This window comes from Williamsia sp. Y712 (assembly GCF_059445525.1).
In genome coordinates this window covers 2,468,156-2,493,253 of sequence record NZ_JCAIUN010000001.1, presented here as the reverse complement: position 1 = coordinate 2,493,253, position 25,098 = coordinate 2,468,156, and the positions used below count along the sequence as shown (strand labels likewise).

At 64.1% G+C, this 25,098-nt stretch carries 24 protein-coding genes and 2 tRNA genes; 9 read left to right on the top strand and 17 right to left on the bottom strand.

All coding sequences use genetic code 11. The features are described 5' to 3' along the window. Nucleotides 1–24: 24 nt before the first annotated feature. From AC1D75_RS11380 to AC1D75_RS11370, 3 genes are read right to left on the bottom strand one after another with little or no spacing between them, the layout of a single operon-like run. Nucleotides 25–705 (bottom strand): uracil-DNA glycosylase, encoded by a 681-nt coding sequence (locus AC1D75_RS11380; protein ID WP_495515327.1) that lies wholly within the window; start codon nucleotides 703–705, stop codon nucleotides 25–27. 6 nt (nucleotides 706–711) lie between these two features. After that, nucleotides 712–1,233, bottom strand: a complete 522-nt coding sequence (locus AC1D75_RS11375; RefSeq protein WP_495515326.1) for a gamma carbonic anhydrase family protein — start codon at nucleotides 1,231–1,233, stop codon at nucleotides 712–714. A 42-nt stretch (nucleotides 1,234–1,275) separates the two neighbouring features. After that, entirely contained in the window at nucleotides 1,276–2,253 is a 978-nt protein-coding gene (locus AC1D75_RS11370; RefSeq protein ID WP_495515325.1) for a thiamine-phosphate kinase, read from the bottom strand. A gap of 124 nt (nucleotides 2,254–2,377) precedes the next feature. On the opposite strand from AC1D75_RS11370, the gene AC1D75_RS11365 reads away from it, so the two are divergent. Together AC1D75_RS11365 and AC1D75_RS11360 are read left to right on the top strand one after the other, a co-directional pair. Continuing rightward, complete coding sequence (locus tag AC1D75_RS11365; protein WP_495515324.1) at nucleotides 2,378–2,626, top strand: Lrp/AsnC ligand binding domain-containing protein; 249 nt, start codon at nucleotides 2,378–2,380, stop codon at nucleotides 2,624–2,626. Beyond that, entirely contained in the window at nucleotides 2,623–3,168 is a 546-nt protein-coding gene (locus tag AC1D75_RS11360; protein WP_495515323.1) for a DUF3515 domain-containing protein, read from the top strand. The genes AC1D75_RS11365 and AC1D75_RS11360 overlap by 4 nt, the downstream gene beginning before the upstream one ends. A gap of 47 nt (nucleotides 3,169–3,215) precedes the next feature. Here the strand turns inward: AC1D75_RS11360 and AC1D75_RS11355 are convergent, their stop codons facing one another. Then, entirely contained in the window at nucleotides 3,216–4,211 is a 996-nt protein-coding gene (locus AC1D75_RS11355; RefSeq protein WP_495516051.1) for an NAD(P)H-dependent glycerol-3-phosphate dehydrogenase, read from the bottom strand. Between the two features lie 124 nt (nucleotides 4,212–4,335). Between AC1D75_RS11355 and cofC the strand changes: the two genes are divergently transcribed. The 3 genes from cofC to AC1D75_RS11340 are packed head-to-tail and all read left to right on the top strand — an operon-like array spanning nucleotide 4,336 to nucleotide 8,145. Then, a complete protein-coding gene (gene cofC, locus AC1D75_RS11350; protein ID WP_495515322.1) occupies nucleotides 4,336–5,031 on the top strand; it encodes a 2-phospho-L-lactate guanylyltransferase in 696 nt (231 codons plus the stop codon). A 7-nt stretch (nucleotides 5,032–5,038) separates the two neighbouring features. Next, nucleotides 5,039–7,240, top strand: coding sequence for an RNA degradosome polyphosphate kinase (locus AC1D75_RS11345; protein ID WP_495515321.1), 2,202 nt, complete (start codon nucleotides 5,039–5,041; stop codon nucleotides 7,238–7,240). Beyond that, nucleotides 7,237–8,145 (top strand): NUDIX hydrolase, encoded by a 909-nt coding sequence (locus AC1D75_RS11340; protein WP_495515320.1) that lies wholly within the window; start codon nucleotides 7,237–7,239, stop codon nucleotides 8,143–8,145. Before AC1D75_RS11345 ends, AC1D75_RS11340 begins: the two co-directional genes overlap by 4 nt. 78 nt (nucleotides 8,146–8,223) lie before the next feature. On the opposite strand, the gene AC1D75_RS11335 is transcribed toward AC1D75_RS11340, so the two are convergent. From AC1D75_RS11335 to leuC, 3 genes are all read right to left on the bottom strand, one after another. Next, a complete protein-coding gene (locus AC1D75_RS11335; RefSeq protein ID WP_495515319.1) occupies nucleotides 8,224–8,844 on the bottom strand; it encodes an HU family DNA-binding protein in 621 nt (206 codons plus the stop codon). Nucleotides 8,845–8,974: 130 nt separating this feature from the next. Continuing rightward, entirely contained in the window at nucleotides 8,975–9,601 is a 627-nt protein-coding gene (gene leuD, locus AC1D75_RS11330) for a 3-isopropylmalate dehydratase small subunit (protein ID WP_495515318.1), read from the bottom strand. A 25-nt stretch (nucleotides 9,602–9,626) separates the two neighbouring features. Continuing rightward, nucleotides 9,627–11,069 carry a 3-isopropylmalate dehydratase large subunit gene (leuC, locus tag AC1D75_RS11325; protein WP_495516050.1) on the bottom strand — a complete coding sequence of 481 codons (1,443 nt, stop codon included), beginning with the start codon at nucleotides 11,067–11,069 and terminating at the stop codon, nucleotides 9,627–9,629. A gap of 71 nt (nucleotides 11,070–11,140) precedes the next feature. On the opposite strand from leuC, the gene AC1D75_RS11320 reads away from it, so the two are divergent. Then, on the top strand, nucleotides 11,141–11,860 hold the full coding sequence (locus AC1D75_RS11320; RefSeq protein WP_482135062.1) for an IclR family transcriptional regulator: 720 nt from the start codon (nucleotides 11,141–11,143) through the stop codon (nucleotides 11,858–11,860). Nucleotides 11,861–11,944: 84 nt separating this feature from the next. Next, the gene (locus AC1D75_RS11315) at nucleotides 11,945–12,445 is read left to right on the top strand and encodes a pyridoxamine 5'-phosphate oxidase family protein (protein ID WP_495515317.1); all 501 of its coding nucleotides are present in this window, start codon (nucleotides 11,945–11,947) and stop codon (nucleotides 12,443–12,445) included. 502 nt (nucleotides 12,446–12,947) lie between these two features. On the opposite strand, the gene AC1D75_RS11310 is transcribed toward AC1D75_RS11315, so the two are convergent. From AC1D75_RS11310 to AC1D75_RS11290, 5 genes are all read right to left on the bottom strand, one after another. Next, a tRNA-Glu gene (locus tag AC1D75_RS11310) sits at nucleotides 12,948–13,020 on the bottom strand. Between the two features lie 29 nt (nucleotides 13,021–13,049). Beyond that, nucleotides 13,050–13,121, bottom strand: a tRNA-Gln gene (locus tag AC1D75_RS11305). 101 nt (nucleotides 13,122–13,222) lie between these two features. Further along, nucleotides 13,223–14,695, bottom strand: a complete 1,473-nt coding sequence (gltX, locus tag AC1D75_RS11300) for a glutamate--tRNA ligase (protein ID WP_495515316.1) — start codon at nucleotides 14,693–14,695, stop codon at nucleotides 13,223–13,225. A 47-nt stretch (nucleotides 14,696–14,742) separates the two neighbouring features. Further along, nucleotides 14,743–15,570, bottom strand: a complete 828-nt coding sequence (locus tag AC1D75_RS11295; protein WP_495515315.1) for an alpha/beta fold hydrolase — start codon at nucleotides 15,568–15,570, stop codon at nucleotides 14,743–14,745. Between the two features lie 3 nt (nucleotides 15,571–15,573). Then, on the bottom strand, nucleotides 15,574–16,347 hold the full coding sequence (locus AC1D75_RS11290) for a fumarylacetoacetate hydrolase family protein (RefSeq protein ID WP_495515314.1): 774 nt from the start codon (nucleotides 16,345–16,347) through the stop codon (nucleotides 15,574–15,576). A gap of 147 nt (nucleotides 16,348–16,494) precedes the next feature. On the opposite strand from AC1D75_RS11290, the gene AC1D75_RS11285 reads away from it, so the two are divergent. Then, the gene (locus AC1D75_RS11285) at nucleotides 16,495–17,700 is read left to right on the top strand and encodes an MFS transporter (protein WP_495515313.1); all 1,206 of its coding nucleotides are present in this window, start codon (nucleotides 16,495–16,497) and stop codon (nucleotides 17,698–17,700) included. 110 nt (nucleotides 17,701–17,810) lie between these two features. Here the strand turns inward: AC1D75_RS11285 and AC1D75_RS11280 are convergent, their stop codons facing one another. Both AC1D75_RS11280 and serA read right to left on the bottom strand, forming a co-directional pair. Further along, complete coding sequence (locus AC1D75_RS11280; protein WP_495515312.1) at nucleotides 17,811–18,824, bottom strand: 3-isopropylmalate dehydrogenase; 1,014 nt, start codon at nucleotides 18,822–18,824, stop codon at nucleotides 17,811–17,813. Beyond that, nucleotides 18,821–20,416, bottom strand: coding sequence for a phosphoglycerate dehydrogenase (gene serA / locus AC1D75_RS11275; protein ID WP_495515311.1), 1,596 nt, complete (start codon nucleotides 20,414–20,416; stop codon nucleotides 18,821–18,823). The genes AC1D75_RS11280 and serA overlap by 4 nt, the downstream gene beginning before the upstream one ends. 271 nt (nucleotides 20,417–20,687) lie before the next feature. Here serA and AC1D75_RS11270 point away from each other — a divergent pair, with 271 nt between their 5' ends. Further along, nucleotides 20,688–21,350, top strand: a complete 663-nt coding sequence (locus AC1D75_RS11270) for a S1 family peptidase (protein ID WP_495515310.1) — start codon at nucleotides 20,688–20,690, stop codon at nucleotides 21,348–21,350. A 126-nt stretch (nucleotides 21,351–21,476) separates the two neighbouring features. Here AC1D75_RS11270 and ilvC read toward each other — a convergent pair whose 3' ends face one another. The 3 genes from ilvC to AC1D75_RS11255 all read right to left on the bottom strand — a co-directional run bounded on the left by ilvC (nucleotide 21,477) and on the right by AC1D75_RS11255 (nucleotide 25,009). Continuing rightward, entirely contained in the window at nucleotides 21,477–22,478 is a 1,002-nt protein-coding gene (gene ilvC / locus AC1D75_RS11265; RefSeq protein ID WP_495516049.1) for a ketol-acid reductoisomerase, read from the bottom strand. A gap of 84 nt (nucleotides 22,479–22,562) precedes the next feature. After that, complete coding sequence (gene ilvN, locus AC1D75_RS11260) at nucleotides 22,563–23,066, bottom strand: acetolactate synthase small subunit (protein ID WP_482135071.1); 504 nt, start codon at nucleotides 23,064–23,066, stop codon at nucleotides 22,563–22,565. After that, nucleotides 23,063–25,009, bottom strand: coding sequence for an acetolactate synthase large subunit (locus AC1D75_RS11255; RefSeq protein WP_495515309.1), 1,947 nt, complete (start codon nucleotides 25,007–25,009; stop codon nucleotides 23,063–23,065). The genes ilvN and AC1D75_RS11255 overlap by 4 nt, the downstream gene beginning before the upstream one ends. Between the last annotated feature and the right edge of the window lie 89 nt (nucleotides 25,010–25,098).

The window sequence follows — 25,098 nt, the reverse complement described above, 5'->3', positions numbered from 1 at the left end:
GTGTCTGTCAGATCTCGGATCCGGTCAGGGCAGGCGCCAATCGATTTCGGCGCCACCCTGCTCCACCAGTGCGGCGTTGGCTCGGGAGAACGGCTTCGAACCGAAGAATCCACGCCTGGCCGACAGCGGCGACGGGTGCGGCGAGACGATCGTCGCGACCCCGGGTAACCACGGCTGCAACGACGCGGCGTCCTTGCCCCACAGGATGGCAACCAACGGTTGATCCCTGGCCGCCAATGCCTTGATGGCACACTCGGTGACCGATTCCCAACCCTTGCCACGATGGCTTCCCGCAGCCCCCGGCGCCACGGTGAGCACCCTGTTGAGCAGCAGCACACCCTGTTTCGCCCACGGTGTCAGGTCACCGTTCGACGGCCGCGGGAGTCCGAGGTCATCGCTGTATTCGGTATAGATGTTGCCCAGGCTCCGCGGTACCGGTTTCACGTCGGGCGCCACCGAAAAGCTCAGGCCGACGGCGTGACCCGGCGTCGGGTAGGGATCCTGCCCGACGATCAGGACGCGCACCTGGTCGAATGGATTCGAGAAGGCCCGCAGCACGTTTCTGCTTTCCGGCAGATACGTGCGGCCTTCCGCGAGCTCGGCCCGCAGAAAGGTTCCCATCCGGGTGACATCGTCGGCGACCGGCGCGAGCGCGCGGGCCCACCCCGGATCCACCAGGGCCGAAAGTGGTTGTGTGTCAGGCATGACCGTCTAATCCAGGCGACGCAGCGCGGTGCGGTAGTACGCGGCGTTCGCCGCGTAGTTCTCGACGCTCATCTCGATATGGCCCTCGGCGACCTCGTAGCCCTGCCGGACCTTCGCCGGAACACCCAGGGCCATCGAGCGTTCGGGAAGTTCGAAGCCGTACGCGACCACCGCGCCCGCACCGACGATTGATCCGGCCCCGATCCGAGAACCGTTGAGTACCACCGAACCTGATGCGATCAGGCAGCTGTCGCCGATGGTCGCACCTTCGATGTGCGCGTTGTGCCCGACGACACAACGCGCACCGATCACCGTCGGATGCACGGGTGTGCAATGGATTACGGTGCCGTCCTGGATGTTCGTCTTCTCACCGATGTGGATGGTCCCGTAGTCGCCCCGCAGCACCGCGCCCGGCCAGACGGAGGCACCGGCCGCGAGGGTCACCGCGCCGATCACCACAGCGTCCGGGTGTACGTAGGCGCCTTCGCCCAGTTCGGGTTCGCGATCATCGAGTGCGTAAATAGCCATGAACGCCACAGTATCGGTAGTGCCGAATCCCACATGCACCCGTCAGAACGTATGCCAACCCGCCTCGGGATCAACCGTATCCATGCCGTGAACGGTGACCGGGGGCTGGGCAGGCCCGGCATGCACCGTACCGATCGCAGTCCACCCGACCGGAAGCTCCCCGGCAGCGAACGTGGCCAGCAGCTCGTGATCTTCGCCACCGGTGCTTGTCCAGACATTCATGTCCACACCGAGCCTGGCTGCGGCAACCGGCAATTCAGGCACCACCGGGATGGCGGCAACATCGATCTCGATCCGCAGCCCACTGGCCCGCGACATCGTATGGAGTTCGCGCATCAGCCCATCAGAGATGTCGGTCATCGAATGCACACCTGCCTCTGCAGCAGCAACGCCCAGCTCCAGGTGGGGCTCCGGCGCGCAGTGTGCGCGCACCAGACCGGCGAAATCGCTGACACCGGCCGACAACAGCTCCATACCGGCGGCCGACGAACCGAGCGGTCCCGAGACAGCCACCACATCGCCGACCTGTGCCGTCGACAGTCGGACCGGGGTGCGGGTGTCCATGGCACCGATCGCCGTCACCGCGAGTACGAGTTGATCGCCGGCCGTCAGGTCACCGCCGACAACATTCGCCCCGTATCGCCGGGCGGCCTCGCGCATCCCGTCGCGCAGACCCACCAGGGTGGCGACCGGAATGTCTTTCGGACAGGTCACCGAAGCAAGAAACCCGGTGACCCGGGCGCCCATCGAGATGACGTCGGCGGCGTTCGCGACCACGGCCTTGAACCCGATCTGTTCTGGACTGCTCCAGTCCATTCGGAAGTGCCTGCCGTCGACCAGCGCGTCGGTGCTGACCACCACCGGGCCGCCGCCGACGAGCACGGCGGCGTCGTCGCCGGGACCGACCAGCACCATGTGATCACCCCTGGCGTCGTCGTCGGGTGTGGTGAACAGATCGATCAGCACTTGCTCGCCGACCTCACTGACCGTGGGGACCGGATCGGTGGACAGCGTTCTCACCGCGCCTTTCGTTTGGATGTCGGCCTGCTTGATTGGCCACTCGACACCGTTGTCGGTGACAATATGTGCCAGTCTATTTGGGTCAGCCGCTCCGCTGATCGTCGTCGTGAACGAAAGGAACGCCGTGGTTCAGGCTTACATACTGATCCAGACCGAGGTCGGTAAGGCTGCGGTAGCCGCAGCAGCGATCTCGGATATCGCCGGCGTCACCTCGTCCGAGGAGGTCAGCGGACCGTACGACGTCATCGTGCGGGTCGACGCGACGAACGCGGCCCACCTCACCGAAGAGGTGGTTCCGAAGATTCAGCAGGTCGATGGGATCACCCGAACGCTGACGTGCCCGGTCGTGACAGGCATCCCGAGGCTGGTGTGAGCGAGTCGACCCCCAGCCGTCCCGGTCGCCTGCATCCGGCGATCATCGCAACCATCATCACGATTCCGGTGATGGTGATCGTGGCCTTCATCACCTATGCGGTCGTCAAGACCGACGACAGCACCTCCGCTGACACGCCCCTGAAATCGATGGCGGCACCCGAGCAATCATCACCGGACTGTGCGGCACTCATCGCCGCGCTGCCCGAGACCTTCGACGGTTTCGGCAAGAAGACCGTGTCCGACGACGGCATGGTCAGCTGGCCGCCTGGAGATCAGGTACCCGGACCGGTTCAGCTGCGATGCGGCGTCGATCGACCCGAGTCACTCTCCCCCACCTCGGGTCTGCAGGTGGTCGATCCGGTGCAGTGGTTCCTGGTCTCGGCGACCACCGACGCCCCGGGCTTCCTCTGGTACGCCGTCGATCACCGTCCCTACGTGGCGATCTGGCTCCCCGAGAATGTGGGAAACGGTCCGATCCAACAGTTTTCACAGTTGATCGACGAATACCTGCCGACAGCCCCGATCGATCTGGGTAACTGAAACCCCCGACCGACACTCGGGCTCGCGTCACGTTTAGCGTGACGGAGTCACTCCGGCTTTGTGCGCCGGCCCAGCAGTGAGTAGATGGCTTCGGTGACGGTCAGACCCTCGTGACACACCTGGTGTACCGCATCGGTCAACGGCATATCGACGTCATGCTTCTGGGCGAGCGCACGTACCGATGAACAGGACTTGACGCCTTCGGCGACCTGGCCGTGGGTCGCTTCCTGCGCCTCGGCAAGTGTTTTGCCTTCACCGAGGCGGCTGCCGAAGGTGCGATTGCGCGAGAGCGGCGACGAGCAGGTGGCCACCAGGTCACCGATTCCGGCCAATCCGGCCAACGTCTCGGGGCGTGCTCCCAGTGCAACACCGAGTCGAATGGTCTCGGCCAGCCCGCGGGTGATGATCGAGGCCCGGGTGTTGTCGCCCAGCCCCACGCCCGATGCCATGCCACAGGCCAATGCGATGACGTTCTTGACTGCCCCACCGATCTCGCACCCGACCACGTCGGTGTTGGTGTACGGACGGAAATACATGGTGCTGCAAGCCTTTTGAATCTCTCGAGCGCGAACCTCGTTCGCGCATGCCACCACTGTGGCCGCCGGCTGTCCCATCGCGATCTCCCGCGCCAGGTTCGGTCCCGACAACACCGCAACCCGATCCGCGGTCGCCCCGGTCACCTCGGTGATGACCTCACTCATCCGCAGCAGGGTGCCCGTCTCGACACCTTTGGCCAGCGACATCAGCGTTGCCGTGTCACTCAGGTGCGGCAGCCACGTCTGCATACTCGTGCGCAGGGACTGCGACGGCACCGCGCACACAACCAGATCCGCGCCATCGAGCACCTCGGCAAGATCGGCACTGGCGCGGAGGCCCACCGGCAGCGCTACGTCGTCGAGGTAGTCGGGATTGGTGTGCGTCTGATTGATCGCATCGGCCAGCTCGGCCCGTCGCGACCACAGGATCGTTTCGGTGCCGGCGTCCACCAGGACCTTGGCCATCGCTGTGCCCCATGAACCCGAGCCCATGACGACCGCGCGCATCACGCCACCCACCCTCTGTCTCCACGACTGTGTGCGGTCTCTCCGCGACGCTCCAAGCCTAGAGGTCGGCGCCAAGGCGGGGTACCTTTTCACCCCGGTGAGGGCGCCGACCATGATGGACCCCATGGAAACGCGGCCGATCGCAGTCGTCATTGCGGTCAAGGAACTGAGCGGGGCCAAGACGCGGCTGGCTCCGGCCATCGGCCGCGATGCGCGCCGCGCCCTGGTTCTGGCGATGCTCGAGGACACCCTCACCGCGGTGGTCGGCACCGGACTCGATCGGATCGTCGTCGTGTCTCCGGATCAAGCCGTGGCAACCACCGCCGGTGCATTCGGAGCCGAGACCGTTGTCGACAACGGTGACGTCCTCAACCAGGCGTTTGCGATGGGGATCGATCACGCGCTGTCCCGATGGCCCGGTAGCCGAATTCTGGTGCTGCAGGCCGATCTGCCCGCCGCGACCCCCGCCAGTCTCATCGCGGCCGTCGCGGAGTCTGCATCGCTGACGTCGTCGTACATCCCCGATCACGCCGGGACCGGCACCACCGCACTGTTTCTCGACCTCGAAGGTCCACATACAACCGACTTCCTGCGGTTCGGGGCCGACTCCGCGAAGCGCCATTCCGACCACGGCGCCATCGATCTCATCGACGACTCCGACCGGTGGCCGGACCTTCGGATCGACGTCGACACCATCGACGATCTGTTGACCGCCGCACGGTTCGGTCTGGGTCTGGCGACGTCCGCGATCGTCTCTCGCCTGCATTTGGGTGAACAATCACGAACTCGCGATTCCACAGCCCGGCCTGATGGGCCATGATGGTCACGTGAGCACAGCAGACGCGACGAACCAGCCGTCGAACCCACCCTTGATGCCGACAGCACCACCGGCGGCGACCGCTCTACCCACCAGCACCGCGGATCTTCCCGAAGATCGTTACCTCAACCGCGAACTGAGTTGGCTCGACTTCAATGCCCGGGTCCTGGCACTGGCCGAGGACACGTCACTGCCGCTGCTCGAGCGTGCCAAATTCCTGGCCATCTTCGCTTCCAATCTCGATGAGTTCTTCATGGTCCGGGTGGCCGGGCTCAAACGCCGTCACGAGACGGGACTATCGGTCCGCTCCGCCGACGGCCTGTCACCGCGTGAACAGCTGGCCCTGATCGCCCAGCGCACCCAGGTATTGGCCGACAGGCACGCTCGCGTGTTCCTCGACTCGGTACAACCGGCTCTGGCAGACAACAACATTCACATCGTCACCTGGGAGGCGCTGTCGGACGACGAGCGCCGCCGGATGAGCGAGTACTTCCATGAAGTCGTCTTCCCGGTGCTCACGCCGCTGGCCGTCGACCCGGCTCATCCGTTCCCGTACATCTCGGGCCTGAGCCTGAATCTGGCCGTGACGGTGAAAGATGTCGGCAAGGGTGGCGAGCACTTCGCGCGCGTGAAGGTCCCTGACAACGTCGACCGTTTTGTCCAAGTCGACCGCCTGATGCCCGCCGAGTTCCGGCATCTGTACACGAAAACCGATACCGCACCGGCAAAATCGATCCTCCTCCCGCTGGAGTATCTGATCTCCGCACAACTCGACCATCTGTTCCCGGGCATGGAGATCGTTGAGCACCACGCCTTCCGGATCACCCGCAATGCCGACTTCGAGGTGGAGGAAGACCGCGACGAAGATCTGCTCCAGGCACTCGAACGTGAACTCGCCCGTCGGCGTTTCGGTTCACCGGTCCGGTTGGAGATCGCCGGCGACATGACCGAGCACATGCTCGAACTGCTGCTGCGCGAACTCGATGTCGATCCGGCCGACGTGATCGAGGTGCCCGGTTTGCTCGACCTGTCGAGCCTGTTCCAGGTCGCCGCGATCGACCGGCCCGCACTCAAGGACCCACCCTTCGTCCCGGCCACCCACCCGGCTTTCGGCGAACGAGAAACCCCCAAGAGCATCTTCTCCACGCTGCGTGAGGGAGATGTGCTGGTGCATCACCCATACGACTCCTTCTCCACCAGCGTGCAACGATTCATCGAACAGGCAGCCGCCGACCCCGATGTCCTCGCGATCAAACAGACCCTCTATCGGACCTCCGGCGACTCCCCGATCGTCAACGCCCTCATCGATGCTGCCGCGGCGGGCAAACAGGTGGTGGCGCTCGTCGAGATCAAGGCACGCTTCGATGAGCACGCAAACATCAAGTGGGCCAGGCAGCTCGAGCAGGCCGGCGTACACGTGGTCTACGGGCTCGTCGGACTGAAGACACATTGCAAAACCTGTCTGGTGGTCCGGCGTGAGGGCTCGACCATCAGGCGCTACTGCCACATCGGCACGGGTAACTACAACCCCAAGACCGCGCGCCTCTACGAAGACATCGGTTTGTTCACCGCGGCGCCGGATATCGGTGCCGACCTGACCGACCTGTTCAACACGCTCACCGGTTACTCGCGAAAGGTCGAGTACCGCAACCTGCTCGTCGCACCGCACGGTGTGCGCGCGGGAATCATCGATCGCATCCGCGCAGAGATCGAGCGGGCGCAAAGTGGACACTCTGATGCCCGAATTCGATTGAAGGCCAATGCGCTCGTCGACGAGCAGGTGATCGATGCGCTGTATCGGGCATCCCAGGCCGGTGTCCCGGTCGATGTGGTGGTCCGCGGTATCTGCGCTCTGAGGCCGGGGGTTCCCGGTCTCAGCGAGAACATCACGGTGCGGTCGATCCTCGGTCAGTTCCTGGAACATTCGCGGGTCTTTCATTTCCAGTCGATCAACGAGTTCTGGTTCGGCAGCGCAGACATGATGCACCGCAACCTCGATCGACGGGTCGAGGTGATGGCTCAGGTTCGCGACCCGCGACTGACGCGCGAACTCGACGACGTGTTCGCCTCCGCGATGGATCCGACCACCCGTTGCTGGACACTCGAGCAGAACGGAAGCTGGACGGCCTCACCCGCTGCGGGTGAAGAGGTGCGCGATCATCAGCGTCAGATGATGCGGCGCAACCGTCGTCGGGCCGACCTGAGCCAGTGAGCAAATCGGCAAGCGGCAACGGCGCGGTGGTCTACGCGGCCGGTGGCGTGCTCTGGCGCGAGAATTCGGCCGGGGAGATCGAGGTCGCCATCGTCCACCGTCCCCGCTACGACGACTGGACCCTGCCCAAGGGCAAGGTCGAACCCGGGGAAACCTTCCTCAGTGCAGCGGTCCGTGAGATCGCCGAGGAGACGGGCTACCACGTTCGGCTCGGCAGGCATGTGCGGATGGTCAGCTACGACCTTCGTGGTCCCGGCCGCAAGCATGTTCACTATTGGTCAGCCGAGCTCGTCGCAGGCGAGTTCACGCCCAACGACGAGGTTGACGAATTACGTTGGCTCTCAGTGGAATCGGCAGAGTCTGCGATCTCGTATCATCTGGACCGGAAAGTCCTGAAGTCCTTTCGGGCCCTACCGGCAAAGCTTGATGTCCTGCTTTTGGTACGCCACGCCAAGGCCGGCCGCAAGTCCCGCTACAAAGGCGACGATCGGCTCCGTCCCCTGGAGAAGGTGGGCCAGGCTCAAGCCGAGGCACTGGTGTCGCAACTGCTGTTGTTCGGCCCCACAGACGTTCATTCGGCAGATCGCGTGCGTTGCGTGCAGACGGTGGCACCGCTGGCCGACGAACTCGGCGTCGACGTCGTGGCCGAACCATCACTGTCAGAAGAGTCATACGCCGACGACCCGAAGGCCGGGCGCCGCCGGATTCGAGAGATCGCGCAATCATCCGGGATTCACGTCGTGTGCAGTCAGGGCAAGGTGATCCCCCCGCTACTCAAATGGTGGGCTGCTCAGGACGAACTGAAGCTCCCGGCGTCACGAAACCGCAAGGGAAGTTTCTGGGTGCTCTCGCTGCACGACGGAAAGCTCGTTGCCGCGCACCACGTCGACAGCCCGATGGGTTAGCCGCCGGTAACCGAAATGCCTTGAACGCAAAACAAACCCCGGTGGAGGGAAGGTCCACCGGGGTTTTGTTTGTGTGCGTCAGCGCTTCTTGGCCGGAGCCTTCTTCGCCGGAGCCTTCTTGGCAGGTGCGGCCTTCTTGGCCGGAGCTGCCTTCTTGGCTGCAACCTTCTTGGCAGGTGCGGCCTTCTTGGCCGGAGCTGCCTTCTTGGCTGCAACCTTCTTGGCGGGAGCGGCCTTCTTGGCCGGTGCTACCTTCTTGGCTGCAACCTTCTTGGCGGGAGCGGCCTTCTTGGCCGGAGCCGCCTTCTTGGCTGCAACCTTCTTGGCGGGAGCGGCCTTCTTGGCTGCGGTCTTCTTGGCCGGTGCCGCTGCGACAGTTGCACTGCCACGCTTGACGGCCGGGCCCGATGCGCTCAGCTTCTGCTTGCCGGACACAACAAGTTTGAACTGTGCGCCCGGACGGAATGCCGGCACCCAAGTCGGTTTCACCTTGACGGTTTCGCCGGTGCGCGGGTTGCGAGCAACCCGAGCAGCGCGACGCCGCTTTTCGAAGACACCGAAACCGGTGATCGTCACGCTCTCACCCTTGTTCACCGCCCGCACGATTGTGTCGACGATGTGCTCGACGGCGTCAGTAGCCGTACGGCGATCGGTCCCCAACTTCTTTGTTAGTTCTTCGATGAGCTCTGCCTTGTTCATGGATTCAACCTCCGCAAACTGTTGACCCACTTTGGGCCATCTAAATGAACACGGTAAACGTCAAATCGCAAAACGTCCACGATCCACGCCAAATTCGCTCGGCGTGGCGAAAGGTATGCCGTCTAACAGGTTACGGCCGCGCCCTCGTTGCGCTCCCCGAAGCGGGCTCCGGCAGGGTCTTCGGTTTCCATACGGGCCTTGCCTTTTCATACTCAGAAATGGCTTCGACCTGCCGCAATGTCAATCCGATGTCGTCCAGACCCTCCATCAGACGCCACCGGGTGTACTCATCAATTGCAAAGGGCACCACTAGGTCCGCTGCTGTGACCGTCTGATCTTCAAGGCTCACCGTCAATTCCAACCCGGGCTGCTCCTCGAGCCGCTTCCAGATCAACTCGACGTCCGACTGGTCCACCTGCGCGGCCACCAACCCGGCTTTTCCGGCATTGCCGCGGAAGATGTCGGCGAAGCGCGACGAGATCACGACCCGAAAACCGAAGTCAGATAACGCCCAGACCGCATGCTCTCGGGACGATCCGGTGCCGAAATCAGGACCGGCCACCAGGACAGATCCGTGGTTGTAAGGCTCCACATTGAGAATGAAGCCCGGGTCCGCGCGCCAGCCGGCGAACAACCCGTCCTCAAATCCGGTGCGAGTCACCCGCTTCAGGAACTCCGCCGGGATGATCTGGTCGGTGTCGACATTGCCCTGGCGAAGCGGCACGCCGATTCCGGTGTGAATGCTGATCGGTTCCATCGTCAATTCTCCTTCTCGTCCGCGCTCAGACCGCGGGAACTGAATCGGTCAGGTCGGTCGGGGCACTGAGGCGTCCGCGAATTGCAGTGGCAGCAGCCACAGCTGGGGACACGAGGTGAGTTCGGCCTCCCTTGCCCTGCCGCCCTTCGAAATTGCGGTTCGAGGTCGATGCGGATCGTCCACCGGGTGCGAGCTGATCCGGGTTCATTCCCAGGCACATCGAACAACCCGGCTGCCGCCACTCCGCGCCGGCTTCCTCGAAGATGTCGCCAAGTCCCTCCGCTTCGGCCTGTAGGCGCACCCGCCCCGAACCGGGAACGATCAGCATCCGAATGCCCTCGGCCACGTGATGACCGGACAAGACCTCGGCCACCGCACGCAGATCCTCGATACGCCCGTTGGTGCACGAGCCGACGAACACGGTGTCGACCTCGATCTCGCGCAGCGGCATGCCGGGCGTCAAATCCATGTACCGCAGTGCCTTCTCGGTTGCCTCGGCCTCCGCTGCGTCGGCGATCTTGGCGGGGTCGGGCACCGAAGCACCCAGAGGCAACCCCTGCCCCGGGTTGGTTCCCCAGGTGACAAACGGGGTCAGCTTGGTCGCATCGATATGGACCTCTGCGTCGAAGACCGCGCCGTCGTCGGTGCGGAGCTGACGCCAGTTCTGCACCGCGGCATCCCAGTCGGCGCCGGCCGGTGTGTGCGGACGACCCTTGACGTATTCGAAGGTTATGTCATCGGGTGCAATAAGTCCGGCGCGAGCACCGGCCTCAATCGACATGTTGCACACGGTCATTCGGGCCTCCATCGAGAGCTTCTCGATGGCCGGGCCGCGATACTCGAGCACATAGCCCTGGCCGCCGCCGGTTCCGATCTGCGCGATGACCGCCAGGATGAGGTCTTTGGCGGTGACGCCGGGCGGCAATTCGCCGTCAACATTGATCGCCATCGTCTTGAACGGACGCAACGAAAGTGTCTGCGTCGCCAGCACATGCTCGACCTCGGAAGTACCGATGCCCATGGCAATAGAGCCGAAAGCACCATGCGTGGCGGTATGACTGTCACCACAGACGACGGTCATGCCCGGCAATGTCAGACCGAGTTCCGGTCCGATGATGTGGACGATGCCCTGATTGGCATCACCCATGGAATGCAACCGGATTCCGAATTCTTCGCAGTTACTGCGGAGGGTGTCGACCTGCAGACGCGAGATGGGATCGGCGATCACCTTGTCGATATCCATCGTCGGCACGTTGTGGTCTTCGGTCGCAATCGTCAGGTCGGGTCGTCGCACCGGACGATCCGCCAGGCGCAGGCCGTCGAATGCCTGCGGGCTCGTCACCTCGTGGACGAGATGCAGATCGATGTAGATCAGGTCGGGCTTGCGTCCGGATCCCTCTCCTTCACCACGCACCACAACATGTTCTTCCCAAACCTTTTCGGCCAAGGTCATCGGACGTTCGGTCATCATGATCACCAAGTTTCTTCTTCTGACGAGATGGGCTGGCATCTCAGTATGCGAGAGCATAGTATCGGCTTGTGAGAAATGATACCGCATCGGCAGTGGCCAGTGGGATCGGTGTTCTGGACAAATCCGTCGCCGTTCTGCACGCCGTCTCCGAAGGGCCGTGCAACTTGAATCAGCTGTGTACGCGCACCGGATTGCCGCGTGCGACCGCGCACCGGCTCGCCGTCGGCCTCGAAACCCACCGTCTGTTGGCGCGCAATACTTCCGGACTGTGGTGCCCTGGGCCCGCACTCGGCGAACTCGCCGCCGGAGCCACCGACACCGTGCGCGAGGCAGCCGCGCTGATTCTGCCCAGACTGCGGGAGATCACCGGCGAGAGCGTGCAGCTCTACCGTAGAGAGGGCGCCGACCGGATCTGTGTCGCTGCCATCGAGCCGCCATCCGGACTGCGCGACACCGTCCCCGTCGGAGCCCGGCTGCCGATGAACGCCGGCTCCGGGGCCAAGGTCCTGCTCGCCTGGGCCGATCCCGCCACCGCCCGGCTCCTACTGGGTGAGAACGGTTTCAGTGAACGGACCCTGCTCGAGGTCCGCCGCCGGGGATGGGCGCAGAGCATCGGCGAGCGCGAACCCGGCGTGGCCAGCATCTCGGCTCCGGTACGCGACAACGCAGGCGAGGTGATCGCCGCGATTTCGGTCTCCGGCCCGATCGACCGGATGGGACGGCGTCCGGGATCACGCTGGGCCGCCGACTTACTGGCCGCGGCGGATGCAATCAACAAACGACTCTAGGGTGGGGTATCGAAAGTCACATCATCGAACGACAGTGACCTGACCGGCGTCCGTAGAGCCGGCAGGAAAGCGAAAGGACACCCGATGGGAACGAACGAGCGCGGCAAGATCGTGATGGGCGACGACGAGATCGACGAGTTCATCGTCCGCAGCCGCACTGCAACGATGGCAACGGTGTCCGCCACGGGCCGTCCCCACCTGGTCGCCATGTGGTACGGCGTCATCGACGGCGAGATCTGGTTCGAGACAAAGGCGAAATCACAGAAGGCCGTGAATATTCGCCGCAATCCGATCTGCACCGTGATGATCGAGGCCGGCCTCACCTACAACGAGTTGCGCGGCGTATCGATCGACGGGACCGCCGAGATCCTCGACGACCCCGACTCGATCCTGAAGTGCGGCATCAGCGTGTGGGAACGCTACAACGGCCCGTACACCGACGAGATGCGCCCCTACGTCGATCAGATGATGAACAAGCGGGTGGCGATCCGGATCAAGACCGACCGCGTCCGCAGCTGGGACCACCGCAAGCTCGGACTCCCCGAAGTACCGCTCGCCGGAACCACGGCGGAGTTCGTGAAGTAGTAGACACACCCGCGGCGGCCTCCACATCAATTCGATGTGGGGGTTCTACGTCGCGGGGGCCAGAAGCTCGACCTTCGATCTGATAGGCGCGATCGGCGGATGCCGAACTCAAATCAGGCGTAAGCAGCATTCGCTTCTTGTGATTCATGACACACTCAGGCGTCCGCCGCGGCACAGCTCCAAGAATCCCTCTTTTGCCGGCCACAGCGGGTCCCCCCGCGCAAACCAGGTGGAGGGTTCACCAAAGGAGTATCAACAGTGGGTTCAGCCGATTTTGTCGGACTTGCTTTCGGAATCTTGGGTAGTGGAATCCAGTTGCTCGGGGTGTATCTCGCCGCCGCCCTCGCAGCGATTGGCCTATAGCTCCCAACAAGACTCGAAGGCCCCTGACCGGACATCAAGTTCCAGCGGGGGCCTTCGCTGCTGTGTGGAAGCCGACCGCCTTGGTCCGGACAGAGAAAAACCCTCCCCCTGCATGGCAGGAGAAGGGTTGATCTTGTTGTAGCCCCGACGGGATTCGAACCCGCGCTACCGCCTTGAGAGGGCGGCGTCCTAGGCCGCTAGACGACGGGGCCAGAACTGACACAGTATTACGCTGTTGTCGCTGGGGTACCAGGACTCGAACCTAGAATGGCGGTACCAGAAACCGCTGTGTTGCCAATTACACCATACCCCATTCGCTGCTCTCCCAGTCGCTTGTGGCGGCTGGAAAAGCAACGAGAAAGAGATTATCAAACCCTGCGCCCTAACCTGTAATCGCCAGGTCAGAGGCACTTTTTACACGATCGTTGCGCGAGCAGCGCGCAGTCGGGCGAGGCTGCGCTGAGCCCCGAGGAGCTCCAAGGACTCGAACAGCGGCGGGCTGATGTGCGACCCCGTCACCGCAACACGAACCGGACCGAACGCCTTACGCGGTTTGAGCTCGAGCCGCTCCACCAAAGCTTCCTTGAGGGCGCTTTCGATGGCCTCAGTCGTCCACTGAGGCAATGCCGACAGCGATTCGATGGTCGCGTCCAAAACGGGCGCCGCGTCGGCTCCGAGGTTCTTACGGGCCGCCGCTTCATCGATCGCAAAATCGTCGTCCGACACGTACAGGAATGCGATGAGTCCCCACGCGTCCCCGAGGACCTGGATGCGGGTCTGGACCAGATCCGCGACAACCGTCCACTGGGCTTCGTCGACCGGTTCGGTCAACTTGCCCGCCTTGACGAGGAAGTCCCGCAACCGCCCGGCAAAGTCCTCCGGGGTGAGCCGGCGAATGTGCTCGGCGTTGATCGAGTCGGCCTTCTTCTGGTCGAAACGGGCAGGGTTGGAGTTCACCTTCGAGATGTCGAACGCGGCGATCATCTCGTCGAGCGTGAAGATGTCGTGATCGTCCGCGATGCCCCATCCCAGGAGCGCCAGATAGTTCAGCAGGCCTTCGGGGATGAACCCGCGGTCGCGGTGGTGGAACAGGCTCGACTGTGGGTCGCGCTTCGACAGCTTCTTGTTGCCCTCCCCCATCACGAACGGGAGATGGCCGAACTTTGGTGTCTGGCTTGCGATTCCGACTCGGATGAGAGCCTCGTAGAGCGCGATCTGCCGCGGTGTCGACGACAGCAGATCCTCACCGCGCAGGACGTGGGTGATCTCCATCAACGCGTCGTCGACGGGATTGACCAAGGTGTACAACGGATCTCCGTTGCCGCGTGTCAGCGCGAAGTCCGGCACCGTCCCGGCCGGGATGGTGGTGGTGCCGCGCACCAGGTCGTCCCACGAGATGTCGCGAGCGGGCATCTTGAGCCGGACAACGGCCGGGCGGCCCTCGTCGCGGAAAGCCTGCCGCTGCTCCTCGGTGAGGTCGCGGTCGAAATTGTCGTAGCCGAGCTTGGGATCACGGCCGGCCGCCTTGTGCCGTGCCTCGACCTCTTCTGCCGTCGAGAACGCCTCATAGGCCTCACCGGCGTCGAGGAGTTTGGCGACCGCATCGAGATGCAGCGGTTTGCGTTGCGACTGGCGGTACGGCTCGTGCGGGCCACCGACCTCCGGGCCCTCATCCCAGTTCAGTCCGAGCCAGCGCAGCGCGTCGAGGATCGCGGCGTACGACTCCTCGGTGTCGCGTGCGGCGTCGGTGTCCTCGATCCGGAACACGAACGCACCACCGTTGTGCCGGGCGTAGGCGTAGTTGAACAACGCGGTACGCACCAACCCGACATGTGGTGTGCCGGTCGGAGATGGACAAAAACGGACGCGGACCTGCGATTCACTCATGCGCCCAGATTACGCGGGCGTAACAGTGTCACTGCCCCCTGGCATCCTCAGGCGGTCTGCTGCCCCAAGAATTCGATCAGGAGCGCGTTGACCTCGTCCGGCTGTTCGAGGTAACCGTAGTGACCGGCCTTGGACACTTCCTCGTATCGCGCACCGGGTATCGCGTCGGCGACCTCACGAGCCAGATGTGGTGGCAACGTACGGTCGTCGGCGAAACCGATCACCAGCGACGGCCTGCTGATCCCGGCATATGCGGCCAGACGATCACTCTCTCCGTCATGCAGACCGAGCTGCGCGCGCATCCCCGGTGTCACCGCCTGCCCCGAGAAATCGATCACATCCAGCCAGTCCCGCACCGCGGTGTCGTTGTCGAGGGTGTGCCGAGACAGATTGAGGTGCGCGGTGATCGCCGCGTGGAAGCGAGGAGGCAACGTGATCTTCTGGTCGTAGAGCGCCCTCTCCCCCTCTGAGATCCATTGCTGCAGTGGCCCACTGCGACCGTACGTCGCGATCATGACGGCGCACCGGACCAGGTCCGGTCGCGCCAACGCCAACTCCTGGGTCACCTTCGCGCCGAGCGAGGTTCCGATCACAGCCGCCGGCTCACCGCCGAGAAACTCGATCAGAGCGGCCGTATCGGCCACCATGTCGGCGATGGTGAAGCCTTCGGGGCATTCACTCGACGGTGCGATGCCGCGATTGTCGAAGGTGACGACGCGATAGCCCGCCTTGACCAACGCCGGCTGCTGGTGCGCTTTCCAGACCCGGCCCGGACTGCCACTGCCCATCACCATGACAACCAGTGGACCCGATCCGGTGTCCTCGTAGCTGAGCGAGATTCCGTTGACCTGAGCTGTTTTCGGCTGCGGACGCATCTGCTATCCCCGATCGGCGACCGGGTTGGTCAGCGTGCCGAGGCCTTCGATGGTGACACTGACCGTGTCGCCGGCGACCATCGGACCGATGCCTTCCGGTGTGCCGGTGAGAATCACGTCGCCGGGCAGCAGCGTCATCACGGCGCTGATCCATTCGACGATCTCGCCGACGTCGTGCAGCATCAGGCTGGTGCGGCTGCGCTGCTTGACCTCACCGTTGAGCTCGGTGCGGATCTCGAGATCACCGGGGTCGAGTTCGGTTTCGATCCACGGCCCGAGCGGACAGAAGGTGTCGTGGCCCTTGCCGCGCGTCCACTGCCCATCGGCCTTCTGCTGATCGCGGGCGGTGACGTCGTTGCCGATCGTGTAACCGAGGATCACATCCTTTGCCGCTGCTGCCTTCACATCGCGGCAGGGGCGGCCGATCACGATCGCGAGTTCACCCTCGAAGTCCACGCGGTCCGACGATTTCGGCCGCAGGATCGGCACCTGGGGGCCGATGATCGAGGTGTTCGGCTTAATGAAAATCACCGGATTCTCCGGTGCCTCGCCGCCCATCTCCGCGGCATGAGCCGCGTAGTTCTTACCAATACAAATCACCTTGCTGGCCAGGATCGGCGCGAGCAGTCGGGTGTCTGCCAACGGCCAGCTCCGGCCGGTGAACGTGGGCGTACCGAAAGGGTGTTCGGCAATTTCGCGTGCTGTGGCGGCGTCGCCGTCGCCTTCGATACTGACAAAAGCAACCCCGTCAGGGCTGGCAATTCGACCTAGTCGCATGGTCGCCAGACTATCGCACCCGGACCGTCCCAACTGTCGGGAGCCGCGCTTGGCACCTCAACCACCACTGTTTTAGTATATGGACACTTCATTCCATATATTGAGACTCAGTCCGAGTGTCATGAAGCCACCGAGGAGGCTCGCCCCATGCCAACCGAAGCCCGCCGCTGGGCGATGCTCGCGGCCTCCCTGCTGTCCGCGATGGCCACCACCTGCGTCGTCAGCGGTGTCGCCTTTCTCATCCCCGAACTGCACCGCTCAGAAGGGATGTCACTGACCGAGGCGTCAACGCTGGCAGCCGCACCCACGTTCGGTCTGTTGCTGTCGACCTATGCCTGGGGTATCGCACTCGACCGGTTCGGTGAACGCCGAATCCTGCTGCTGTCATTGGGCTCGACCATCGTCACCATGAGCACGGCATGTCTGGCCAACATGTGGGACGCACCCAAGGCCGTCCTTGGCCTGGCACTGTTGGTGGCAGGCGTCACCTCAGCCGCCACCAACGGGGCCGGTGGCCGCATCGTCGTCGGGTGGTTCTCGCCCGAGAAACGCGGCACCGCGATGGGTGTCCGGCAGACGGCGCAACCGCTAGGCATCGGTGTCTGCGCCCTGACGATCCCGGTTCTGTCCGAAAAGTTCGGTGTCACAACCGGTCTGGTGGTCCCCCTGGTGGTCACGGTGATCGCGACAGTGTTCGTCTTGGTTGTGGTAGCCGACCCGCAACGACCATCGACATCGGCCACCCAGACCGCCATGTCGTCGAATCCGTATCGCGGAAGCCAGTTCCTGCCACGCGTCCATGGCGTCAGCATCCTGCTGTGTGTCCCCCAGGGCATGCTGTGGACGTTTGTGCCGGCCTGGCTGATCGTTCAGCACAATTGGTCACCGATGGCCGCGGGCATCCTGGTGACGATGAGTCAGATCCTCGGCGCCGCCGGGCGCATCGGCGCCGGCCGATGGTCCGATGTCTGGGGCTCACGCACCAAACCGATCCGGTTGATCTCGATCGGCGCCACCGCGTCGATGGGCCTGCTCGCGTTCACCGACTGGTGCAACAGTCCCGTCGCGGCGGCCGTCATGGTGATCGCGAGCGTGATCACGGTGGCCGACAACGGATTGGCGTTCACCGCAATTGCCGAGTTCTCCGGACCACAGTGGAGCGGTCGCGCACTGGCTGTCCAGAACACCGGCCAATACCTGTGGATGGCCGCGTCCACACCACTGTTTGGCATGGCCATCGGCGCCTTCGGCTATCCGGCGGCGTTTCTGATCGCCGCGGTTGCCCCGGCCGCGTCCATCGGACTTGTGCCACCCGACGAAAAGCGCAACGCGTTGGTGACCACTCCGACCTGATCACCGGTGGCCACAACGACAAACCCCACCCGTTTCAGTCAAAACCACATGGTGCAACGTGTGGAAATGACTGGAACGGGTGGGGTTTGTGAGTGTGCCCGGCCTGCGGGTCAGCCCAGGGCTGCCCGGATCCGGGTACCGATCTCCTTGGTGTCGACCGGAAGTTCTCCGCGGCTTGCCAGGTCGGCGGCGACTGCCTGCGAGATCCGGTCGGCCTCGGCGTCGTAGCCGAGATGACGCAGCAGGAGTTCCACCGACAAGATGGCAGCCGTGGGATCGGCGATGCCCTTCCCGGCGATATCCGGAGCACTTCCGTGGACCGGCTCGAACATCGACGGGTTGGTGCCGGTCGCATCGATGTTGCCCGATGCCGCCAGGCCGATGCCACCGCTGACCGCACCTGCGATGTCGGTGATGATGTCGCCGAACAGGTTGTCGGTGACGATGACGTCGTAACGACCCGGGTTGGTGACCATGTAGATGGTCGCCGCATCGATGTGGTTGTAATCCACGGTGACCTCGGGGTACTCCACCGCAAGCTCGTCGACCGTGCGCTTCCACATCGATCCGGCAAACGTGAGCACGTTTGTCTTGTGGATCAGCGTGAGGTGCTTGCGACGGGCCTGGGCACGCTTGAAGGCATCGCGGACAACACGTTCGATCCCGAACCGGGTGTTGACGCTGACCTCGGTGGCGACCTCGTTCGGGGTGCCGACGCGGATGGCACCACCGTTGCCGGTGTATGGGCCTTCCGTGCCTTCACGGACCACCACGAAGTCGATGTCGGGGTTGCCCGCCAGCGGCGAGGTGACGCCAGGGTAGAGCTTGCTCGGACGCAGGTTCACATGGTGATCGAGCGCAAAGCGCATGTTCAGCAGCAAACCACGCTCGAGGATGCCCGGGGTGACCGACGGATCACCGATCGCGCCCAGCAGGATCGCGTCGTGCCCGCGAATCGCGGCCAGGTCCTCATCGGTCAGCAGTTCACCGGTGCGGTGGTAGCGATCGGCACCGAGATCGAACTCGGTGGTCTCGACGCCCGGAAGGACGTGGTCCAGTACCGCCAGGGCTTCGGAGATGACCTCGGGTCCGATTCCGTCGCCGGCTATGACAGCGAGTTTCATGACAGGTCGACCTGCTTGATGAGCGTCGCGCCAACTGCCTCACCGATGGCCGTCAGGACGGCCTCGGGGATCTGCTGGCTCACGCGCAGCAGGATGGTCGCGCCTTCACCCTCGGCGTCCTGTGACAGTCCGGCGGCCTGGATGTCGATGCCGGCGTTGCCGAGCAGGGTGCCGATCTTGCCCAGCGAACCCGGCTGATCTCCATAGGAGACAACAAGATTCAGACCTTCGGCACGCAGGTCGAAGTTGCGGCCGTTGATGTTCACGATCTTCTCGACCTCGGCAGGGCCCGACAGGGTGCCACCGACATTGAGGACGGTTCCGTCGCCGAAGACCGCACGCAGATCCACCAGGTTGCGGTGATTCGGGCTCTCCGGCGCGGTGGTCACCTCGGAGGTGACACCCCGCTCGGCGGCCAACGCGGGAGCGTTCACGAAGGTGACCGGATCCTCGATGACAGCGGAGAACAGACCACGCAGCGCGGACAGTCCGAGGACGTCGACATTGCGCGACGCGATCTCACCGCGGACGTCAACGCTGAGGTTGGCCGGAACCTGACCCGACAGGGCGCCCACCAGGACACCGAGCTTGCGGACGAGTTCGAGCCACGGGGCGACCTCGTCATCGACTGCGCCACCGGTGATGTTCACGGCATCGGGGACGAAGTGTCCGGCCAGGGCCAGACGCACACTCTTGGCGACGTCGGTGCCTGCGCGATCCTGCGCCTCCGAGGTGGAGGCACCCAGGTGCGGGGTCACGACAACCTGTGGGAGTTCGAACAGCGGCGAATCGGTGCACGGCTCGGTGGCGTAGACGTCGAGGCCTGCGGCGAACACATGACCGGTCTTGATGGCGTCGGCCAGGGCCTGCTCATCGATCAGCCCACCGCGAGCGGCGTTGACGACGATGACGCCCTTCTTGGTGCGGGCCAGTTCGTCGGCGCCGATGAGGCCGAGGGTCTCCGGGGTCTTGGGCAGGTGCACCGAGAACATGTCTGCGCGCTCGAGCAGCTCGTCCAGGGTGACCAGCTCGATACCGAGCTGGGCGGCGCGAGCCGGCGACACGTAGGGGTCGTACGCGATGATGTTGGTCTCGAAGGCGGCCAGGCGCTGTGCGAACAGCTGTCCGATCCGGCCGAGTCCGACAACACCGACGGTCTTGCCGAAGATCTCGACACCATTGAACTTCGAACGCTTCCACTCGTGCTCGCGCAGGGTGGCATCGGCGGCCGGGATCTGGCGGGCCGCGGACAGCAACAGGCTGACGGCGTGCTCGGCGGCGGTGTGGATGTTGGACGTCGGTGCATTGACCACCATCACGCCCCGCTCGGTTGCGGCCGCGACATCGACATTGTCGAGTCCGACGCCGGCGCGGGCGATGATCTTCAGGTTGGGTCCGGCGGCGAGGACCTCGGCATCAACTTGAGTGGCCGAACGCACGAGAATGGCGTCGGCATCCTTGACTGCCTCGAGCAACTTCGGGCGGTCGGGGCCATCGACCCAGCGCACCTCGACATCTTCGCCGAGGGCAGCAACCGTGGACTGTGCCAGTTTGTCGGCGATCAAGACGACTGGGCGGCCGGTGGGGCTCACAGTAAATTTCTCCTGGGGTCGGGTAGCGCCCGGCGCTTACCGGGAGCCAGCGAAAGTGGCAACTCCAGCGATCAGCTTAGTGGCCGCCCACAGCGATCCGTTCCCGGGTACATCGACGAACCCCGCGCGGACCTGCACGAATCGGATCAGACGGCCCGATGACCAGGGAAATGCCGCCGCGAAGATCGATTGCGACTATCTTTCAAGGAGGATATTCCGGCTTTGGGGGAGATACACCGGGATGGACCACAGCCGATGATTGGGGAATCCGATGCTGAAGAAATTGCTTGTGGCCTGCATGGCGCTGGCATCCGCGGTACTACTTGTGACCGGGGGCGGAGCTGCGGTCGCGGCTCCGGCGAAGGTGGCACTGGGCGGCGGTTCGGGCATCCTGATCCTCAAGGGCGGCAACAGCGCCTCGGCGTGCACGCTGACCACCATCGGCACCGACAACACCGGCGCGCTCTACGGATTGACCGCAGGCCACTGCGGTGAAGGCGGACAGCGGGTCGCCGCCGAGCAAAATCAGGATCGCGGCGTTCTGGGCCGGATCACGTTCTCCAATCACAAACTCGACTACGCGATCATCGCGTTCGATCCGGAGAAGGTCGCACCCACCCGCACGGTCGGGAACGTGACCATCCGCAGCGTGCAGACGACTCCCCCGCAGTTCCCGGACATCGCCTGCAAGGAAGGCCGCACCAGCGGCAACACCTGTGGTGTGACCTGGTTTGCCGACGGTGTCGAGCACATCAGTCAGATCTGCGTCCTCGAGGGCGACTCGGGCAGCCCGGTGGTCATCGGCGACCGACTCATCGGCATGGTGAACGCCTACTACTACGTCGGCTGCATCGGACCCGAGACAGGCACCAACATCAAGCCGATCCTGGACGACCTGCCTTTGCGCGGGGTCAACGGGTTCAAGGTTTACTGACCCGCTCGCTCGTATGCGCCCCCGCTCTGCGCACCGATGTGGTCACCGGATCCGCCTGGCCTGAGCCGAACAACAGAAAGGCCCCGAACCAATGGTTCGGGGCCTTTCTATGAATTCGCTTGAGTATCAGGCGGTTTCGGTGATCGGGCGATCAACCCAGCTCATCAGGTCGCGCAGCTTCTGGCCGGTGACCTCGATCGGATGCTCGGCGTTCTGCTTACGCAGACCTTCGAGCTCCTTGTTGCCACCCTCGACGTTGGCAACCAGACGCTTGACGAACGTGCCGTCCTGGATGTCCTTGAGGATGGCCTGCATGCGCTCTTTGGTCCCCGAGTCGATGACCCGCGGGCCCGACACGTAGCCACCGAACTCAGCGGTGTCGGACACCGAGTAGTTCATGCGGGCGATGCCACCCTCGTACATGAGGTCGACGATGAGCTTGAGCTCGTGCAGCACCTCGAAGTACGCCATCTCGGGCGCGTAACCGGCCTCGACCATGACCTCGAAGCCGACCTTGACGAGTTCTTCGGTGCCGCCGCAGAGCACGGCCTGCTCGCCGAAGAGGTCCGTCTCGGTCTCTTCCTTGAAGGTCGTCTTGATGACGCCCGCGCGGGTACCGCCGATGCCCTTGGCGTAGGACAGCGCGAGAGCCTGGCCCTCACCCTTGGGATCCTGATCGACCGCGATGAGCGCGGGAACGCCCTTGCCGTCGACGAACTGACGACGCACGAGGTGGCCGGGGCCCTTCGGTGCGACCATGCCGACGGTGACGAACTCCGGAGCCTTGATCAGGTCGAAGTGGATGTTCAGGCCGTGACCGAAGAACAGCGCGTCGCCGTCCTTGAGGTTGGGCTCGATGTCATTGGTGAAGATGCTTGCCTGAGCGGTATCCGGTGCGAGCACCATGATGACGTCCGCCCACTCGGAAACCTCTGCAGGCGTACCGACGGTCAGGCCGGCTTCCTCTGCCTTGGCACGAGACTTCGAACCTTCTTTGAGGCCGATGCGGACCTCGACGCCCGAGTCGCGCAGGCTCAATGAGTGCGCGTGACCCTGGCTGCCGTATCCGATGACCGCAACCTTGCGGCCTTGGATGATCGACAGGTCGGCATCGTCGTCGTAGAACATCTCGACTGCCACTTGACTTCCCTTCTTTGGTGAATCTCCTGGCCATCATTGGCCAGGGATCAGTTTGAGTTTGTCTAGATTGTGTCAGCGAGCCGCTGACATGCTCTTCGGGCCACGGCCAAGGGCGACGATGCCCGATTGGGCGATCTCCCTGATGCCGTAGGGATCGAGCATCTTCAACAGCGCGTCGAGCTTGTCTTGCGTACCGGTCGCCTCGACGGTGATCGAGTCGGGTGAAACGTCGATCACCTTGGCGCGGAACAGGTTGACCACTTCGATCACCTCTCCGCGTGCGGATGCATCGGCGCGCACCTTGACCATCAGGAGCTCACGGGCCACCGAGGTGTCGGGGTCCTGCTCGACGATCTTGATGACGTTGATCAGCTTGTTGAGCTGCTTGGTCACCTGCTCCAGCGGGAAGTCCTCGACGGAGACCATGATGGTCATCCGCGAGACACCCTTGAGTTCGGTGGCACCGACGGCCAGCGACTCGATGTTGAAACCGCGACGCGAGAACAGCGACGCCACCCGGGCCAGAACGCCGGGACGATCTTCGACAAGCACGCTGAGCGTGTGGTGGGTGGTCACTTCTGCTCGCCCTTCTCGACGCTGCGGGTCATCGCCTTGTGGATCTCATCGGGATGGGTGGACGCGGCCTCGTCGTCGTCGAACAGTGGACGAATGCCCCGGGCCGCCATGATCTGGTCGTTGCCGGTGCCGGCAGCGACCATCGGCCACACCTGCGCGTCGGCGCCGACGATGAAGTCGATCACGACCGGCCGGTCGTTGATCGCACGCGCCTGGGCCAGCACGGCGTCGACGTCTTCCTCACGCTCACAACGGAGTCCGACACAACCGAGGGCGTCCGCCAGTTTGACGAAGTCCGGGATGCGCTGCGACGGATCGGCGTTGTGCGTCGACAGGTTGGTGTTGGAGTACCGCTCCTCGTAGAAGAGGGTCTGCCACTGCCGCACCATGCCCAGGTTGCCGTTGTTGATCACGGCCACCTTGATGGGGATGCCCTCGATGGCACACGTGGCCAGTTCCTGATTGGTCATCTGGAAGCAACCGTCGCCGTCGATGGCCCACACCTCGGAGTCGGGCATGCCCATCTTGGCACCCATGGCAGCCGGAACGGCGTAACCCATCGTGCCGAGACCACCCGAGTTCAGCCAGGTACGCGGGTTCTCGTACGAGATGAACTGTGCCGCCCACATCTGGTGCTGGCCGACGCCTGCGCAGTAGATCGCGTCGGGTCCGGCGGTCTTGCCGATCGCCGAGATCACGAACTCGGGCGACATCGAGCCGTCCGAGGGACGGTCGTAGCTCAGCGGGTACGTGCGACGAACCCCGTCGAGGTAGGTCCACCACGTGCTCAGATCCGGCGCCTCGGTCGTGGTGGCACGCTCATCGCGCACCGCCTCGATCAGTTCGGTGATGACCGCCTTGCAGTCGCCCACGATGGGGACGTCGGCATGACGGTTCTTGCCGATCTCGGCGGGGTCGATGTCGGCGTGGATCACCTTGGCGTCCGGCGCAAACGAGTCGAGCATGCCGGTGACCCGGTCATCGAAGCGAGCGCCGAGGGTGATCAGCAGATCGCTGCGCTGCAAACCGGCAACCGCCGCGACGGTGCCGTGCATTCCGGGCATTCCCAGGTGTTGCTTGTGGCTGTCCGGGAAGGCGCCGCGGGCCATGAGGGTGGTGACCACGGGAATACCGGTGAGTTCTGCCAATTCGAGCAGTTCGGCAGAGGCGTTGGCCTTGATGACACCGCCGCCGACATACAGCACCGGCGCCTGGGCCGTGGCGATCATCCGCGCGGCCTCACGGACCTGCTTGCCGTGCGGCTTGGTCACCGGACGGTAGCCGGGCAGGTCGATCTGCGGGGGCCACGAGAAGGTGGTTTGCGCCTGCAGGATGTCCTTGGGGATATCGACCAGGACTGCGCCCGGACGGCCGCTCTCGGCGATGTAGAAGGCTTCGGCCATCACCTTCGCGATCTCGGCGCCATTGCTGACCAGGAAGTTGTGCTTCGTGACCGGCATGGTGATGCCGGAGATGTCGGCTTCCTGAAATGCATCGGTACCGATCAGCGCGCGGCCGACCTGTCCGGTGATGGCGACGATCGGGACCGAGTCCATCTGGGCGTCGGCCAGCGGGGTCACCAGGTTGGTGGCACCGGGACCTGAGGTCGCGATGCAGACACCGACACGGCCGGTGGCCTGTGCGTATCCGGTGGCGGCGTGGCCTGCGCCCTGTTCGTGACGAACGAGAATGTGCCGGACCTGCTTCGAATCGAACAGCGGGTCGTACACGGGGAGGACGGCTCCACCGGGGATGCCGAAGACCGACGTGACGCCGAGTTCTTCGAGCGAGCGCACTACTGCCTGCGCCCCACTGACACGCTCAGGCGCGACCGTGCGTCGCTGCTGCGACGCCGGTACGGCCGGGGCGCCGTTGCCCGTGTTGCGCGATCCCGTTCCGCGGGGGCCTGGCCCCGGCTGGGTGCGTGCTGTTGGTGCGCTCACTGCACTTTCCCTCTACTCAGACGCTCGGCCCGAGGGCCGCAACGTAGGTGGACAACAAAAAACCCCCGACAGCGGTGCTGTGCGAGGGT